The 14,112-nt window shown below is 60.7% G+C and carries 12 protein-coding genes; 4 read left to right on the top strand and 8 right to left on the bottom strand.

The window, feature by feature from the left end:
* Positions 1-58 precede the first annotated feature (58 nt).
* Positions 59-826, bottom strand: a complete 768-nt coding sequence (locus tag ABWL43_RS23900; RefSeq protein WP_404484770.1) for a sulfite exporter TauE/SafE family protein — start codon at positions 824-826, stop codon at positions 59-61.
* A 99-nt stretch (positions 827-925) separates the two neighbouring features.
* Here ABWL43_RS23900 and ABWL43_RS23905 point away from each other — a divergent pair, with 99 nt between their 5' ends.
* The 4 genes from ABWL43_RS23905 (at position 926) to leuA (ending at position 6,035) form a co-directional block, all read left to right on the top strand.
* Entirely contained in the window at positions 926-1,816 is an 891-nt protein-coding gene (locus ABWL43_RS23905) for a LysR family transcriptional regulator (protein ID WP_404484773.1), read from the top strand.
* 10 nt (positions 1,817-1,826) lie between these two features.
* Positions 1,827-3,206, top strand: a complete 1,380-nt coding sequence (xseA, locus tag ABWL43_RS23910) for an exodeoxyribonuclease VII large subunit (protein ID WP_106578280.1) — start codon at positions 1,827-1,829, stop codon at positions 3,204-3,206.
* Between the two features lie 3 nt (positions 3,207-3,209).
* Positions 3,210-4,031 (top strand): peptidoglycan DD-metalloendopeptidase family protein, encoded by an 822-nt coding sequence (locus ABWL43_RS23915; RefSeq protein WP_145164186.1) that lies wholly within the window; start codon positions 3,210-3,212, stop codon positions 4,029-4,031.
* Between the two features lie 324 nt (positions 4,032-4,355).
* The gene (gene leuA, locus ABWL43_RS23920; RefSeq protein ID WP_083356880.1) at positions 4,356-6,035 is read left to right on the top strand and encodes a 2-isopropylmalate synthase; all 1,680 of its coding nucleotides are present in this window, start codon (positions 4,356-4,358) and stop codon (positions 6,033-6,035) included.
* A 159-nt stretch (positions 6,036-6,194) separates the two neighbouring features.
* On the opposite strand, the gene ABWL43_RS23925 is transcribed toward leuA, so the two are convergent.
* From ABWL43_RS23925 to ispG, 7 genes are all read right to left on the bottom strand, one after another.
* On the bottom strand, positions 6,195-6,986 hold the full coding sequence (locus tag ABWL43_RS23925) for an amidohydrolase (protein ID WP_145164189.1): 792 nt from the start codon (positions 6,984-6,986) through the stop codon (positions 6,195-6,197).
* Positions 6,974-8,122, bottom strand: a complete 1,149-nt coding sequence (locus ABWL43_RS23930; protein ID WP_404484778.1) for a pyridoxal phosphate-dependent aminotransferase — start codon at positions 8,120-8,122, stop codon at positions 6,974-6,976. The genes ABWL43_RS23925 and ABWL43_RS23930 overlap by 13 nt, the downstream gene beginning before the upstream one ends.
* A 136-nt stretch (positions 8,123-8,258) precedes the next feature.
* Positions 8,259-9,728: a ribosome biogenesis GTPase Der gene (gene der / locus ABWL43_RS23935; RefSeq protein WP_122489126.1), complete on the bottom strand. Its 1,470-nt coding sequence runs from the start codon at positions 9,726-9,728 to the stop codon at positions 8,259-8,261.
* A gap of 134 nt (positions 9,729-9,862) precedes the next feature.
* Positions 9,863-11,014, bottom strand: coding sequence for an outer membrane protein assembly factor BamB (bamB, locus tag ABWL43_RS23940; protein ID WP_404484781.1), 1,152 nt, complete (start codon positions 11,012-11,014; stop codon positions 9,863-9,865).
* Positions 11,007-11,624 carry a tetratricopeptide repeat protein gene (locus tag ABWL43_RS23945; RefSeq protein WP_404488485.1) on the bottom strand — a complete coding sequence of 206 codons (618 nt, stop codon included), beginning with the start codon at positions 11,622-11,624 and terminating at the stop codon, positions 11,007-11,009. Before ABWL43_RS23945 ends, bamB begins: the two co-directional genes overlap by 8 nt.
* A 65-nt stretch (positions 11,625-11,689) precedes the next feature.
* The gene (hisS, locus tag ABWL43_RS23950) at positions 11,690-12,979 is read right to left on the bottom strand and encodes a histidine--tRNA ligase (protein ID WP_106578273.1); all 1,290 of its coding nucleotides are present in this window, start codon (positions 12,977-12,979) and stop codon (positions 11,690-11,692) included.
* Between the two features lie 21 nt (positions 12,980-13,000).
* Positions 13,001-14,110: a flavodoxin-dependent (E)-4-hydroxy-3-methylbut-2-enyl-diphosphate synthase gene (gene ispG / locus ABWL43_RS23955; RefSeq protein WP_025859271.1), complete on the bottom strand. Its 1,110-nt coding sequence runs from the start codon at positions 14,108-14,110 to the stop codon at positions 13,001-13,003.
* Positions 14,111-14,112 lie beyond the last annotated feature (2 nt).

The following is a 14,112-nucleotide window of genomic DNA, read 5'->3' on the forward strand; positions in this document are numbered from 1 at the left end:
GGGCAAGCCCGCGATTAAGACCCCAGAGCCCGGCAGCTTAATCCCTGATACCCACAGGTCAAGTACTCAAGTAACGGGCAATCAACGCAAGGCCGCTCGCCAGCACCAGCCACGTCACCAACCGCACAAAGGCTTCACGCGACATACGCATCGTCAGCCTGCGCCCCACCCACAGCCCCAAGGCCATCGCCGGCAACAGGCACAGCGCCAACAGCAACAGCGGCCAGTCCGCGTACACCCCGGCAATCAGGAACAGGCTCAAGCGCACCACGGTGCTGCAACTGATCAACGCACTTTGCGTGGCCCGCGCCGCGTCCTTGGGCAAACGACTGTTCAGATAGATCGCATATAAAAAGCCGCCACTGCCAAACAACGCACCAAACAACCCGCCGACCGTGCCCATGGGAATCGACCAGCCCGCCGCCAGCTGCGTCGGCCGCGCCTTTACCGCCAGGCTGTAAATCGCATAGGTGCTGATAAACAGCCCCATCAACAGCAGCAACAGGTCCGAATGCAGATTGAGCAAAAACACCACCCCAAGCGTGCAACCGATGGCCATGCACGGCAGCAATCGCAACAGCTCCGGCTTGTTCACCTCCCGCCGCGATTGCAGCAGGTTGCCAAAGGCCGCGACAAAATCCAGCAACACCAGCAGCGGGATAAGTTTCGACAACGGCATAAACACGATCAGGATCGGCCCCGCGACCAGCGCCGTACCAAAGCCTGCGATACCAAACACGACGTAGGCCATGACAATGCCGAGGCCGATCACCAGCCAATCAACGCCACTGAACGACCACTGACTCATCAGCTCAACCGGGCTCATGGGCACTTCCTTGAAAGAGATGACGGTCACTTTAGCCATCGACGAGTGTTGCGACTAATATCTTCAAAGCCCTCCACTCATCTCGAAAAGGCATGACGCGTGATTTCCACTCGCCAACTGCGCTACTTCGTCGAAATCGCCGACAGCGGCAGCTTCAGCGCCGCCGCCGAACGCCTGTTTGTGGCGCAGTCGGCCCTGAGCCGACAGATCAAGGAGCTGGAAACCCAGCTGCAAACGCCACTGTTCGAACGCACCGCGCGCCAACCCCGGCTGACGGCGGCCGGCGAAGCCTTTTACCCACGGGCGCGCAACCTGCTGAGCGAGTTGCTCAAGGCCAGCGAAATGGCCACTCAGGTGGGCAATGGCCAGCTGGGCACGTTGCGCCTGAGCCACTCGAGCACCGTGCCGATGAGCGGGCACTTGCTGAAAGCCATCAGCACCTGGCTGGAGCGCTGCCCTGGCGTGTCGATGGACATCGTCAAATTGTCCTCCGAGGCGCAACTTGAAGAAATCGCCGAAGGTCGGCTTGAAGTCGGGCTGTTGCGCTTGCCGGTGTTGCGCCAACGCGAAGGTCTCCGGGTGGTGCCCTTGTACAGCGAACAGCTGGTGCTGGCTGTGCCGCCTGACCACGCGCTGGCCCGCAGCAATGCACCTGTCGAACTGGAACAGCTCAAGGACGAAGTGTTTATCTCGATCCCCCATCCTCAGCGCGGAGGCCTGAGTTATCTGTCAGCCGAACTCTGCATGCGTGCAGGATTTTTCCCCAAGGCTGCACGGGTGATGTCACGCAAAACCACGCAGCTGCAACTGATCCAGGCTGGCTTCGGAATTGCCTTGTTACCAAAATCCATGCAAGACATCGCACCCGCCAACCTGCACTTTTTGCCCCTGGCTGATCCGGACTGCCTCAGCACCGTGGCCCTGGCCTGCGCGCAGACGCCGAGCGCGCTGGTCGAGCAATTCTGCCAAACCTTGCGCGAATGCCTATAAACTGCCGCCCATGATTAAAGATCCTTTTGCCCGTCTGGGCCTGGACCGCGAAGTCCTGACTGTCAGCCAGCTCAACGGCCGCGCGCGGGTGTTGCTCGAAGACGTGTTCACCAATATCTGGGTCGAAGGCGAGATCTCCAACCTCGCCCGCCCGGCGTCCGGCCATGTGTATTTCACCCTCAAGGACAGCGGCGCCCAAGTGCGTTGCGCGTTGTTTCGCAACAACGCCGCACGGGTGCGCCAGGCCTTGAAGGATGGCTTGGCGGTCAAAGTGCGCGGCAAGGTCTCGCTGTTCGAGGGCCGTGGCGACTATCAATTGATCCTCGACACGGTAGAGCCCGCCGGTGATGGCGCGCTGCGCCTGGCCTTTGATGCGTTGAAGGAAAAGCTCAGCGCCGAAGGCCTGTTCAGTGCCGAACGCAAGGTGCCGCTGCCGGCGCACCCTCGGCGCATTGGCATCATCAGTTCGCCCACAGGCGCGGTGATCCGCGACATCATCAGCGTGTTCGGCCGCCGCGCGCCAAACGTTGAATTGACGCTGATCCCGACGGCCGTGCAAGGTCGCGAGGCCGTGTCGCAGATTGTGCGCGCCCTCAAGCTGGCCGACGCGCGCGGCTTTGACGCGTTGATCCTCGCTCGCGGCGGCGGCTCTCTGGAAGATCTGTGGTGCTTCAACGAAGAAGCCGTGGCGCGTGCGGTGGACGCGTGCGTGACGCCGATTGTCAGCGCCGTCGGCCATGAAACCGATGTGTCGATCTGCGACTTCGTGGCCGACGTGCGCGCGCCCACGCCCTCCGCCGCCGCCGAATTGCTCGCCCCCGATGCCAGCCATTTGGTGCGCCAGGTCGAAAACCTGCACCGCCGCCTGGTGATGCTGATGCGCAATCGCCTGAGTCATGAGCGCCTGCGCCTGGAAGGCATGGCCCGTCGCCTGCGTCACCCCGGCGAACGTCTGCGCCAACAGGCCCAGCGCCTGGATGACCTGGACATGCGCATGCGCCGCGCCTTCGAACGCAGCCTCAATACCCGCCGCGAACGCCTGATCCGCCTGGAAACCCGCCTCGCCGGCCAGCACCCCGGCCGTCAGCTGGCCCTGCTGCGCCAGCGCCTGGACAGCCTCGCCGAACGCCTGCCGCGCGCCATGCGCGAAGGCCTCAAGGCGCGTCGCTTGCAACTGCAAAGCCAGGTGCAGACGCTGCAAGTGGTCAGCCCACTGGCGACCCTGGGCCGTGGCTACAGCATTTTGCTGGACGAGCGTGGCCAGGCGATCCGCAACGCCGCGCAAACCCACACCGGCCAACGCCTGACCGCGCGCCTCGGTGAAGGCCAATTGCAGGTGCGGGTGGAAGATAACCACCTGACGCCCGTCACCCTTTCGTTATTGGACTGATTGATGCCCCGTCTATTTAGCCTGCTGATGCTGTTGTGCCTCACCTTCAATGCCCACGCCGACAGCTACATCACTCGGCTGCTGAACAAGCCGGTGCCGGGTGGCGTCGCAGTGGTCGATCTGGGTACGTCGGCAACCGCGCCGAAAGCCACCTACCAGAACAGGCCGGTGTTAGTGGTCAAGGAACAGAACACCTGGCTGGCAATTGTCGGGATTCCTCTGACGGTTAAACCTGGCACCCAACGCCTCACCAGCGGTGGGCAAACCCTGCCGTTCGTGGTGGGCTTCAAGAAATACCCCGAGCAGCACATCACCCTGAAAAACAAAAGCCAGGTCAATCCGGACCCGGCACAGCTCAAGCGCATCGAGGGCGAACTGGCGGTCCAGCTCAAGGCTTACCGCAGTTTCAGTCCGAACACGCCCAGCAACCTGCTATTGGATAAACCCGTGAACGGGCCGCTGTCGAGCAAGTTTGGCGTACGCCGGTTCTTTAACGGCGAGGAGCGCAACCCGCATTCGGGCCTCGACTTCGCCGTCGGTGCCGGCACGCCGATCAAGACCCCGGCGGCCGGTAAAGTCATCCTCACCGGCAACTACTTCTTCAACGGCAACACCGTCTTTGTCGACCATGGCCAGGGCTTTATCAGCATGTTCTGCCATATGTCGAAGATCGATGTGAAGGTGGGCGACCAACTGGCGCGAGGCGCGGTGGTGGGCAAGGTCGGCTCGACGGGCCGCGCGACCGGGCCGCACATGCATTGGAACATCAGCCTCAACGATGCACGGGTCGACCCGGCGATCTTCATCGGCGCGTTCCAGCCCTGAATGAAGCGATTGCGCGCCCGATCAAGGGCGCGCAATTAAAAATAGCCTGCAACTCATTCCACGCCATAAGATCTCGTTTCCCACGCCAATAGCAGAACTTATCTCAATTTTTCTCGACAGCTTGCCATCTTTCACCCCGGCGGTTAGGGTTGAGCTTATGAAAACCTCTCACACCCTCATTCAGCTCCGCCAGCACCGCAGCCTGTGCCTCGTCAGCGCACGACTGCCAGGCTGAATCGATCTGCCTCGTCTTCTTGCTTTATCCCTAAAAACAGTTCTACGGCAGGCCGCCTTTTCTCGGCCCCTACAACAAAGGATTTCCCGATGAGCATGCTCAAAGACCCGTCTTCGAAGTACCGTGCGTTCCCGACCATCGATATCCCGGACCGCACCTGGCCGTCGAAAACCATCACCGAAGCGCCGATCTGGTGCAGTTCCGACTTGCGTGATGGCAACCAGTCGCTGATCGAACCGATGGACGCCGCGAAAAAACTGCGTTTCTGGAAGACCCTGGTTGCGGTGGGCGTGAAGGAAATCGAAGCCTCGTTCCCGGCTGCCTCGCAAACCGACTTTGACTTCGTGCGCACCCTGATCGAAGACAACCATATCCCCGAGGACACCACCATCCAGGTGCTGACCCAGGGCCGTGAAGACTTGATCGCACGCACCTTCGAATCCCTGCGCGGCGCCAAAAAGGCCATCGTGCACTTGTACAACGCCACTTCGCCGTCCTTCCGCCGCATCGTGTTCAACCAGGACAAGGACGGCATCAAGGCCATCGCGGTCAACGCCGCCAAGCTGTTCGTCAAATACGCCGCCCAGCAGCCGGAAACCCAGTGGACCTTCGAATACTCCCCGGAAACCTTCAGCGCCACTGAGCTGGAGTTCGCCAAGGAAGTGTGTGACGCGGTGATCGAGGTGTGGAACCCGACGCCTGAGCACAAGATGATCCTCAACCTGCCCGCCACCGTTGAGTGCGCAACGCCGAACATCTATGCCGACCAGATCGAGTGGTTCGGTCGTCATATCAACCGCCGCGACAGCGTGATCATCAGCCTGCACACCCACAACGACCGCGGCACCGGCGTAGCCGCCACCGAGCTGGGCCTGATGGCTGGCGCCGACCGTGTCGAAGGCTGCCTGTTCGGCAACGGCGAGCGCACCGGTAACGTCGACCTCGTCACCGTGGCACTGAATATGTACACCCAGGGTCTCGACCCACAACTGGACTTCTCCGACATCGACGGCGTGCGCAAAGTCGTCGAGGAATGCAACCAGATCCAGGTGCACCCACGCCACCCGTACGTTGGCGACCTGGTGCACACCGCGTTCTCCGGCTCCCACCAGGACGCGATCCGCAAGGGCTTCACCCAGCAGAAGGCCGACGCGCTGTGGGAAGTGCCGTACTTGCCGATCGACCCTGCCGACATTGGCCGCAGCTACGAAGCGGTGATTCGTGTGAACAGCCAGTCGGGCAAAGGCGGCATCGCCTACCTGCTGGAGCAGGAATACGACATCAGCTTGCCGCGCCGCATGCAGATCGAATTCAGCCAGGTGGTCCAGGCTGAAACCGACCGCGTGGGTCTTGAGATGACCGCGCCACAGATCTACGCCTTGCTGCAGCGTGAATACCTGCAAGCCAACACGCCGTACGCGCTGGTCAGCCATCGTCTGCAGGAAGAAAACGGCAACAGCTTTGTCGAAGTGGAAGTCTCGGGCAAAGGCCAGGGCGAAACCAACCTGCACTGGAAAGGCAAAGGCAACGGCGCCTTGGAAGCGTTGGTGGCAGGCTTGCCGATTGGTGTAGAGATCATGGACTACAACGAACATGCCATCGGTGCAGGCACTAACGCCAAGGCAGCGGCCTACATTGAGCTGCGTGTGAACGGCGAGCGTCCGGTGCATGGCGTGGGCATTGATGAAAACATCACCACAGCCAGCTTCAAGGCGCTGTTCAGTGCGCTGAACCGCTCGTTGAGCCAGCAGGAAGCGAAAGCGGCGTAAGCCGCGTCGCAGGAATGCAAAAGGCCCCTGGGTGAGCACTCAGGGGCCTTTTTACTTTAGATCTGTGGTGATGCTGATGACCTCTTCGCGGGCAAGCCCGCTCCTACAGGGGGAATGCGCTCCAAATGTGGGAGCGGGCTTGCTCGCGAAAGCGGTCTTTCAGACAAACTCAAACCTATCTGCGTCAAGGTTCGCCGGAAATTTTTCGCGATACGCCGCCAGCTCCGCCGCCTCCAGGCACACCTGAAACACGCCATCCGCCTCCCCTGCACTCAGCAAGGTCTCGCCCTGAAAATCCAGCACCTGACTGTCTCCGGTGTAGGCAAAGCCCTTCCCATCCGTGCCCACCCGATTCACCGCCGCCACGTAGCACAGGTTTTCGATCGCGCGCGCTGGCAGCAAACGGTTCCAGTGCAGGCGCCGTGCACCCGGCCAATTGGCGGTGTACAGCAGCAAGTCTGTGTCCTGAGCATCACGGCTCCACACCGGAAAGCGCAAGTCATAGCAAATCAACGGCCGAATACGCCAACCCTTCAATTCGAACTGCACCTGACGCTCGCCTGGCGTGTAGTGGTCGTGCTCGCCCGCCATCCGGAACAAGTGGCGCTTGTCGTAGTGCAACACCTCGCCGTCCGGCCGCGCCCACAGCAGGCGGTTGCGATGGCTGCCATCGGCGGCCTGGATAATCACACTGCCAGTGATCACGGCGTTGTACTTCGCCGCCTGGGCCTGGAGCCAATGATGGGTCGGGCCGTTTTCCCGTTCAGCCAGGGTTTCCGACTCCATTGAAAACCCGGTGGTAAACATTTCCGGCAGCACAATCAGATCGGCCCCTTTGGCCTGCTCCAGCAACAGCTCGAAATGTTCCAGGTTGGCCTGACGGTCATGCCACACCAGACTGGTCTGCACCAGGGCGATGTTCAGGTTGGGTAATGCACTCAGATCACGCATAGTTTTTCGGCTGCTTGTTGCAGCGTCTCCTCGCGTTTGGCAAAGCACAGGCGCACCAGGCGCTGGCTTTGGGGTGGGTTCTGGTAGAACACCGAGACCGGGATCGTCGCCACGCCGTGCTCGCGGGTCATCCATAGCGACATGGCGACGTCATCCAGGTCCGGGCGAATCTGTGAGTAATCCACCAATTGGAAGTAAGTACCGGTCACCCGGGTGAAGCTGAAGCGCGACGGCGCCAGCAAGTCGCAGAACAGGTCGCGCTTGGCCTGGTAGAAAGCTGGCAACTCTTCGACATGTTCCGGGTGTCCGGCCATGAAGTCCGCCAAAGCATACTGCAAAGGGGTCACGCCGCAGAAGTTGACATATTGATGCACCTTGCGCAGTTCAGCGGTCAGCGCCGGTGGCGCGACCACGTAGCCGGTTTTCCAGCCGGTGACGTGGTAAGTCTTGCCGAAGGAGCTGACCACGAACGCACGCTGATACAGTTCTTCATGGGCCAACACGCTGACATGGGGCACGCCGTCGAACACCAAGTGTTCATAGACCTCATCGCTGACCAGATAGATATCGCGGTCGCGGACCAATTCGGCCAACTGGTCGAGCTCGGCGCGGCTGATCAGTGCGCCGGTCGGGTTGTGCGGGGTGTTGAGGATGATCATGCGTGTGCGCGGCGACAGCGCGGCCTTGATCTTTTCAAAGTCCAGGGAGAAGCCCTGCAGGCTCAGCTGCACATGCACGCAGCGACCGCCAGCCAGCTCGACCGAGGGCTCGTAGCTGTCGTAGCAGGGGTCGAACACGATGACTTCATCGCCGTTGCGGATCACCGCCTGAATCGCACAGAAAATCGCGGCAGTGGCACCGGGAGTAATGGTCACTTCACTGTCGGGATTAACCGTAGCGCCGTAGCTGCGGGCGATCTTGGCCGCCACTTGCTGGCGCAGGGCCGGCAGGCCGGTCATCGGTGAATACTGGTTATGCCCGCTGGCAACGTGCTGGCCCACCGCATCGAGCAACGCCTTGGGGCCATTGAAATCGGGAAAGCCCTGGGACAGGTTGAGCGCGCCGGTCTCGGCAGCGAGTTGCGACATGGTGGTGAAAATGGTCGTACCGACATTCGGCAGCTTGCTGGTGATCATGGGAGCCCCCTTCGGGTGAGCTGCAAGTTTTAAGCTGCAAGCTGCAAGCAGGTCAAGCCAGCAATCCACCAGGCACAAAAAAGGGCTCAAAAAGAGCCCTCTCTTGCAGCGTGTAGCGGACAACGTGAAGCGGCGCTTATTTCTTGTCGCGGCGCTTCTTGTCGGCCTTCTTGTGGTGAGTCATCAAACGACGCTTCTTGTTCACCTGACGGTCAGTCAGTGTGTTCTTGTTGCCTTCGTATGGGTTCTCGCCACCTTTGAACTCGATACGGATCGGCGTACCGACCAGTTTCAAGACACGGCGGTAGGTGTTTTCCAGGTAACGCACATAGGACTTAGGCACCTTCTCGATCTGGTTACCGTGGATCACGATAATCGGCGGGTTGGCACCACCCAAGTGGGCGTAACGCAGTTTGATCCGGCGGTTGTTGACCATCGGCGGCGCGTGCTCGCCAACCGCGTCTTCCAGGATCTGGGTCAGGCGGTTGGTCGGCCAGCGGGTGACCGCGGACTTGAACGAGTTCTGTACGGACGCGTAGAGGTTACCCACGCCAGTGCCGTGAAGTGCCGAGATGAAGTGGATATCGGCGAACTCAACAAAGAACAGGCGACGCTGCAGTTCGATCTTGACGAAATCGCGCTCGCTCGGCGTCATGCCGTCCCACTTGTTGATCGCGATCACCAGGGCGCGACCGGCTTCCAGGGCAAAGCCCAGCAAGTTGAGGTCGTGGTCCACCACGCCTTCGCGGGCGTCCATCACGAAGATCACCACGTTGGCGTCTTTGATCGCCTGCAGGGTTTTGACCACCGAGAACTTTTCAACTTCCTCGTGGATCTTGCCGCGCTTGCGCACACCGGCGGTGTCGATCAGCGTGTACTTCTCGTCGTTACGCTCGAACGGGATGTAGATACTGTCGCGGGTGGTGCCGGGCTGGTCATAAACGATTACCCGGTCTTCACCGAGCATGCGGTTAACCAGGGTCGACTTGCCAACGTTCGGGCGGCCGATGATGGCGATCTTGATACCGTCTTTTTCGCTCGGGCCAGGAATGCGCTTGGCTTCCTCACCTTCGGCGACGATCTCTTCCTCGCCCTCTTCTTCCTCGGCGTCATCCTTAGGGAAGTCGCGCAGGGCGATTTCCAGCATTTGGGTGATACCGCGACCGTGAGCACCGGCGACCGGGATCGCGTCGCCCAGGCCCATCGGGCTGAACTCGGCACGGGCCGCCTCAGGATCGATGTTATCGATCTTGTTGGCGATCAAATAGGAACGCTTGTTGCGCTTGCGCAGGTGCTCGCCAATCATCTGGTCGGCAGCGGTGTAGCCCGCGCGGGCGTCCACCAGGAACAACACGACATCGGCTTCTTCGATAGCGAGCAGCGACTGCTCGGCCATCTTTTCGTCCATGCCATGCTCGTCACCGGAGATACCGCCGGTGTCGACAATAATGTAGGAGCGCCCTTGCCACTTTGCCTCACCGTATTGGCGATCACGGGTCAGACCGGACAAGTCGCCGACAATGGCGTCGCGAGTCCTGGTCAGGCGGTTGAACAAGGTGGACTTGCCGACGTTAGGTCGGCCCACCAGGGCGATTACGGGAACCATGCGGCTCTCCACTTCGTTATTTCAGAAAATACAAAAGCCGCTGCAAGGCAGCGGCTGGTGCTCGGGGCAGCATATTCAAATGCCGCATGCCCCGCCGAAGCGGGGCCGCCTGGGTTTTACCCCAAGCATAGTTCTTACTTGATGGTCAGGGCTTCCAGCTTGCCGCTGTTGCCATACACGTAAAGCATGTTACCCACGACCAGCGGACGGGCACGCAGGCCGTCGCTGTCGATACGCTCGCGGCCGACAAAACGACCGTCCACCTGGCTCAGCAGATGCAGGTAACCTTCGAAGTCACCTACCGCTACGTAGCTGGAGAACACTTCCGGGGCCGACAGTTGACGGCGAGCCAGAGAGTCGTTGCTCCACAGTGCAGTGGTGGAGCGCTCGTCGACACTTTCAACGGTGCCGGACGCCAGGCTTACGTAGACGCTGCCAAACCCTTGGGCGACACCGGCATAGCTGGAAGCATCACGCTGCCAGTTGATGCGGCCGCTTTGCAGGTCCAGCGCAGCAACGCGGCCCTGGTAGGTAGCCACATAGATGGTTTCACCCGACAGCAGCAAGCCGCCGTCGATGTCCACCACGCGATCCAGTTCGGAACGACCTTGAGGGATTGCCACGCGGGTTTCCCAGGCCGGCACGCCGTTCTGGGTATCCAGGGCGACCACTTTACCGGTCGACAGGCCTGCAACGGCCAGGTTGTTGGTCACAATCGGACCACTGGTACCGCGCAGGGTCAACACCGCAGGGGTGCTGTCGTACAACCAACGCTGGTTGCCGGTGGCGGCGTCCAGGCCAATCACACGGTCATCCTGGGTCTGCACCACCACGACATCGCCGTTGGTGGCAGGCGCTGCGAGCACTTCACTGGTCACGCGAGCGCGCCATTTCTCTTCGCCCGTCGCCGAGTCCAGAGCAACCACGTCGCCTTTGAGCGTACCGACCAGCACCATGCCGTAGCCGACACCCACGCCACCGGAAACCGGCAGCTCGAGGTCTTTCTTCCACTTCAGGTCGCCATTCATGCGATCCATGGCCATGATCACGCCAGTGGAGTCAGTGGCCACAATGTTTTCACCGTCGATTGCCGGCTGCAGCAGGTTGTACAGGTCGCCCTGGCCATCACCGACGGAGCGGCTCCACTGCTTTTGCAGGACCACTTCTTCCTTGAAGCTGGTCAGCTCGGCCGGAGGCAGTTCTTTTTTACTGTTGCTGCTGCAACCCGCGGCCAGAACGGCCAGAGCCAGCAATGCTGCATGTTTCCAACGGATCACGTCACGCATCCCCTTTGGCCAAGTCGTCCAGCTTGATTTGTAAGCCACCGACTGCCGCTTCATCAGACAGCGCCGCCTTGGCTTTTTGGTACGCAGCATGGGCTTCGTCGGTACGACCCAATTGGACCAACAGGTCGCCCTTGAGCTCTTCACGAGTGGCCACAAATGCCTTGTCAGCATCGCCGTCGAGCAGTTTGAGTGCTTCGTCAGCCTTGTTCTGTGCCGCCAATACCTGTGCCAGGCGCTGACGTGCGATTTCACCCAGGGTCGGGTTGGTCGGCTTGTCGGCGATGGCCTTCAGCTCGGTCGCGGCGTCATCCAGCTTGCCAGTGTCGACCGCGACTTTCGCGACGAACAGGCTGCCGTATTGGGCGTAGGTGCTACCGCCGAATTCGCTTTTGAGCTTGCCGGCCAGGCCTGCTACCTGGGCAGGATCAGGCTTGCCGTCCGGCGTGAGCGTGGTTTCCAGCAATTGCTGATAGAGGACCGAGGCGCCTTGGGACTGGTTGGCCTGATACTTGTGCCAGGCTTGCCAGCCGAACACCACCACTAAAGCCAGCAGACCGCCGGTAACCAGGGGCTTGCCGTTACGCTGCCACCAGTCCTTGAACTCGGCCATCTGCTCATCATCAGTACTCGACACCCCAATACTCCTTAATCGCTAAATTCGGCTGTTCGACAGCTTCAACCCTGCACGACGCAGGTGGCCAAGTGCGCAGCAAGCGCATCAAAGGCAATGTTCTGTTGCTCGCCCTGGCCACGCAGGGGTTTGAAACCTATCACTTGCTGGGCCAGTTCGTCATCGCCGAGGATCAGTGCATACAGCGCACCGCTCTTGTCGGCCTTCTTGAACTGGCTCTTGAAGCTGCCTGCGCCGGCATTGACCTGCAGGCGCAGGTTCGGCAGTTGGTCGCGTACTTTCTCGCTCAGGGCCAGGGCTGCCAGTTCGGCGGCCTCGCCAAAGGCGCACAGGTACACGTCCACCTGACGGGAAATTTCTTCCGGAACCTGCTCCAGGGTTTCGAGCAGCAGGATCAGCCGCTCGATGCCCATGGCAAAGCCCACGCCCGTGGTCGGCTTGCCGCCCATTTGCTCAACCAGGCCGTCGTAGCGACCACCGGCACACACGGTGCCCTGGGCGCCGAGTTTGTCGGTGACCCACTCGAAGACGGTCTTGCTGTAGTAATCGAGGCCGCGCACCAGTTTCGGGTTGATCACGTAGGGAATACCGGCCGCATCCAGACGAGCCTTGAGGCCCTCGAAATGCGTGCGCGATTCGTCGTCCAGGTAGTCGGCCATTTTCGGCGCATCGACCAGTACGGCCTGGGTGTCGGCGTTCTTGGTATCCAGTACACGCAACGGGTTGGTTTTCAGACGGCGCTGGCTGTCTTCATCCAACTTGTCCAGGTGAGCGGACAGGTACTCGACCAGGGCTTCGCGATAGCGGCCCCGGGATTCGCTGGTGCCCAGACTGTTGAGTTCAAGTTTGACCGCGTCGCGGATACCCAGTTGGCCCCACAGGCGCCAGGTCAGCACGATCAGCTCGGCGTCGATGTCCGGGCCATCCAGGTTGAAGACTTCGCAGCCGATCTGGTGGAACTGGCGGTAACGACCTTTCTGCGGGCGCTCGTGGCGGAACATCGGGCCGATGTACCACAGCTTCTGGGTCTGGCCGCCACCCGTGATGCCATGCTCGAGCACGGCGCGCACGCACGCAGCGGTGCCTTCCGGACGCAGGGTCAGGGAGTCGCCGTTGCGGTCTTCAAAGGTGTACATCTCTTTTTCGACGATGTCGGTCACTTCACCGATGGAGCGCTTGAACAGCTCGGTGAATTCGACGATCGGCATGCGGATCTGCTTGTAACCGTAGTTATCCAGCAGGCGCGCGACCGTGCTCTCGAAGTAGCGCCACAACGGCGTCTGCTCCGGCAGGATGTCGTTCATGCCACGAATGGCTTGCAGAGACTTGCTCACATCTAATCCTTAAATTCGTTCTTAGCCGCGCGCGATCAGCGCTGCGTCAGCCGCGACCTTCTCGGCCGCTTTCTCGCGGATCAGTCTTTCGAGCTCATCCACCAGATTGTCATTCGTCAACTTCTGCGACGGCTTGCCGTCGATGTAAATCAGGTTCGGTGTACCGCCAGTCAGGCCGATGTGCGCCTCTTTGGCTTCACCCGGGCCGTTAACCACACAGCCAATCACCGCAACATCCAGCGGCACCAGCAAGTCTTCAAGGCGCCCTTCCAGTTCGTTCATGGTTTTCACCACGTCGAAGTTCTGCCGCGAGCAGCTCGGGCAGGCAATGAAGTTGATGCCACGGGAACGCAAATGCAGGGATTTGAGAATGTCGTAACCGACCTTCACTTCCTCTACCGGGTCCGCCGCCAGGGAGATGCGGATAGTATCGCCAATCCCTTCGGCGAGCAGCATACCGAGACCCACCGCAGATTTCACTGTGCCTGAGCGCAAACCGCCCGCTTCAGTGATACCCAGGTGCAGCGGCTGCACGATTTCCTTAGCCAGCAGGCGGTAGGCTTCTACCGCCATGAACACGTCGGAAGCCTTTACGCTGACCTTGAAGTCCTGGAAATTCAGGCGTTCAAGGTGTTCAACGTGGCGCAGCGCCGACTCAACCAGCGCGGCCGGGGTCGGTTCGCCGTATTTCTTTTGCAGGTCTTTTTCCAGGGAGCCGGCGTTGACGCCGATGCGGATCGGGATCCCGCGATCACGGGCAGCATCCACCACTGCGCGCACACGGTCTTCGCGACCGATGTTGCCCGGGTTGATGCGCAGGCAATCGACGCCCAATTCGGCAACACGCAAGGCGATTTTGTAATCGAAGTGAATGTCGGCAACCAGCGGCACCTTGACCAGCTGCTTGATGCGGCCGAAGGCTTCGGCAGCATCCATGTCCGGCACGGAAACCCGCACGATGTCTACGCCGGCGGCTTCCAGACGGTTGATCTGGGCGACGGTGGCGGCGACATCATTGGTGTCGCTGTTGGTCATGCTCTGTACCGCGATGGGGGCGTCGCCACCCACCGGCACTGAGCCGACCCAGATCTTGCGCGATACGCGACGTTTGATTGGAGATTCGCCGTGCATGA

It is taken from the genome of Pseudomonas sp. HT11 (assembly GCF_044875395.1).
Lineage (GTDB): Bacteria > Pseudomonadota > Gammaproteobacteria > Pseudomonadales > Pseudomonadaceae > Aquipseudomonas.

Coding starts and splice junctions, on each gene's coding strand:
- ABWL43_RS23900 (WP_404484770.1), bottom strand. CDS start 826: ATGAGCCCGGTTGAGCTGATGAGTCAGTGGTCGTTCAGTGGCGTTGAT.
- xseA (WP_106578280.1), top strand. CDS start 1,827: ATGATTAAAGATCCTTTTGCCCGTCTGGGCCTGGACCGCGAAGTCCTG.
- ABWL43_RS23915 (WP_145164186.1), top strand. CDS start 3,210: ATGCCCCGTCTATTTAGCCTGCTGATGCTGTTGTGCCTCACCTTCAAT.
- leuA (WP_083356880.1), top strand. CDS start 4,356: ATGAGCATGCTCAAAGACCCGTCTTCGAAGTACCGTGCGTTCCCGACC.
- ABWL43_RS23925 (WP_145164189.1), bottom strand. CDS start 6,986: ATGCGTGATCTGAGTGCATTACCCAACCTGAACATCGCCCTGGTGCAG.
- ABWL43_RS23930 (WP_404484778.1), bottom strand. CDS start 8,122: ATGATCACCAGCAAGCTGCCGAATGTCGGTACGACCATTTTCACCACC.
- der (WP_122489126.1), bottom strand. CDS start 9,728: ATGGTTCCCGTAATCGCCCTGGTGGGCCGACCTAACGTCGGCAAGTCC.
- bamB (WP_404484781.1), bottom strand. CDS start 11,014: ATGCGTGACGTGATCCGTTGGAAACATGCAGCATTGCTGGCTCTGGCC.
- ABWL43_RS23945 (WP_404488485.1), bottom strand. CDS start 11,624: ATGGCCGAGTTCAAGGACTGGTGGCAGCGTAACGGCAAGCCCCTGGTT.
- ispG (WP_025859271.1), bottom strand. CDS start 14,110: ATGCACGGCGAATCTCCAATCAAACGTCGCGTATCGCGCAAGATCTGG.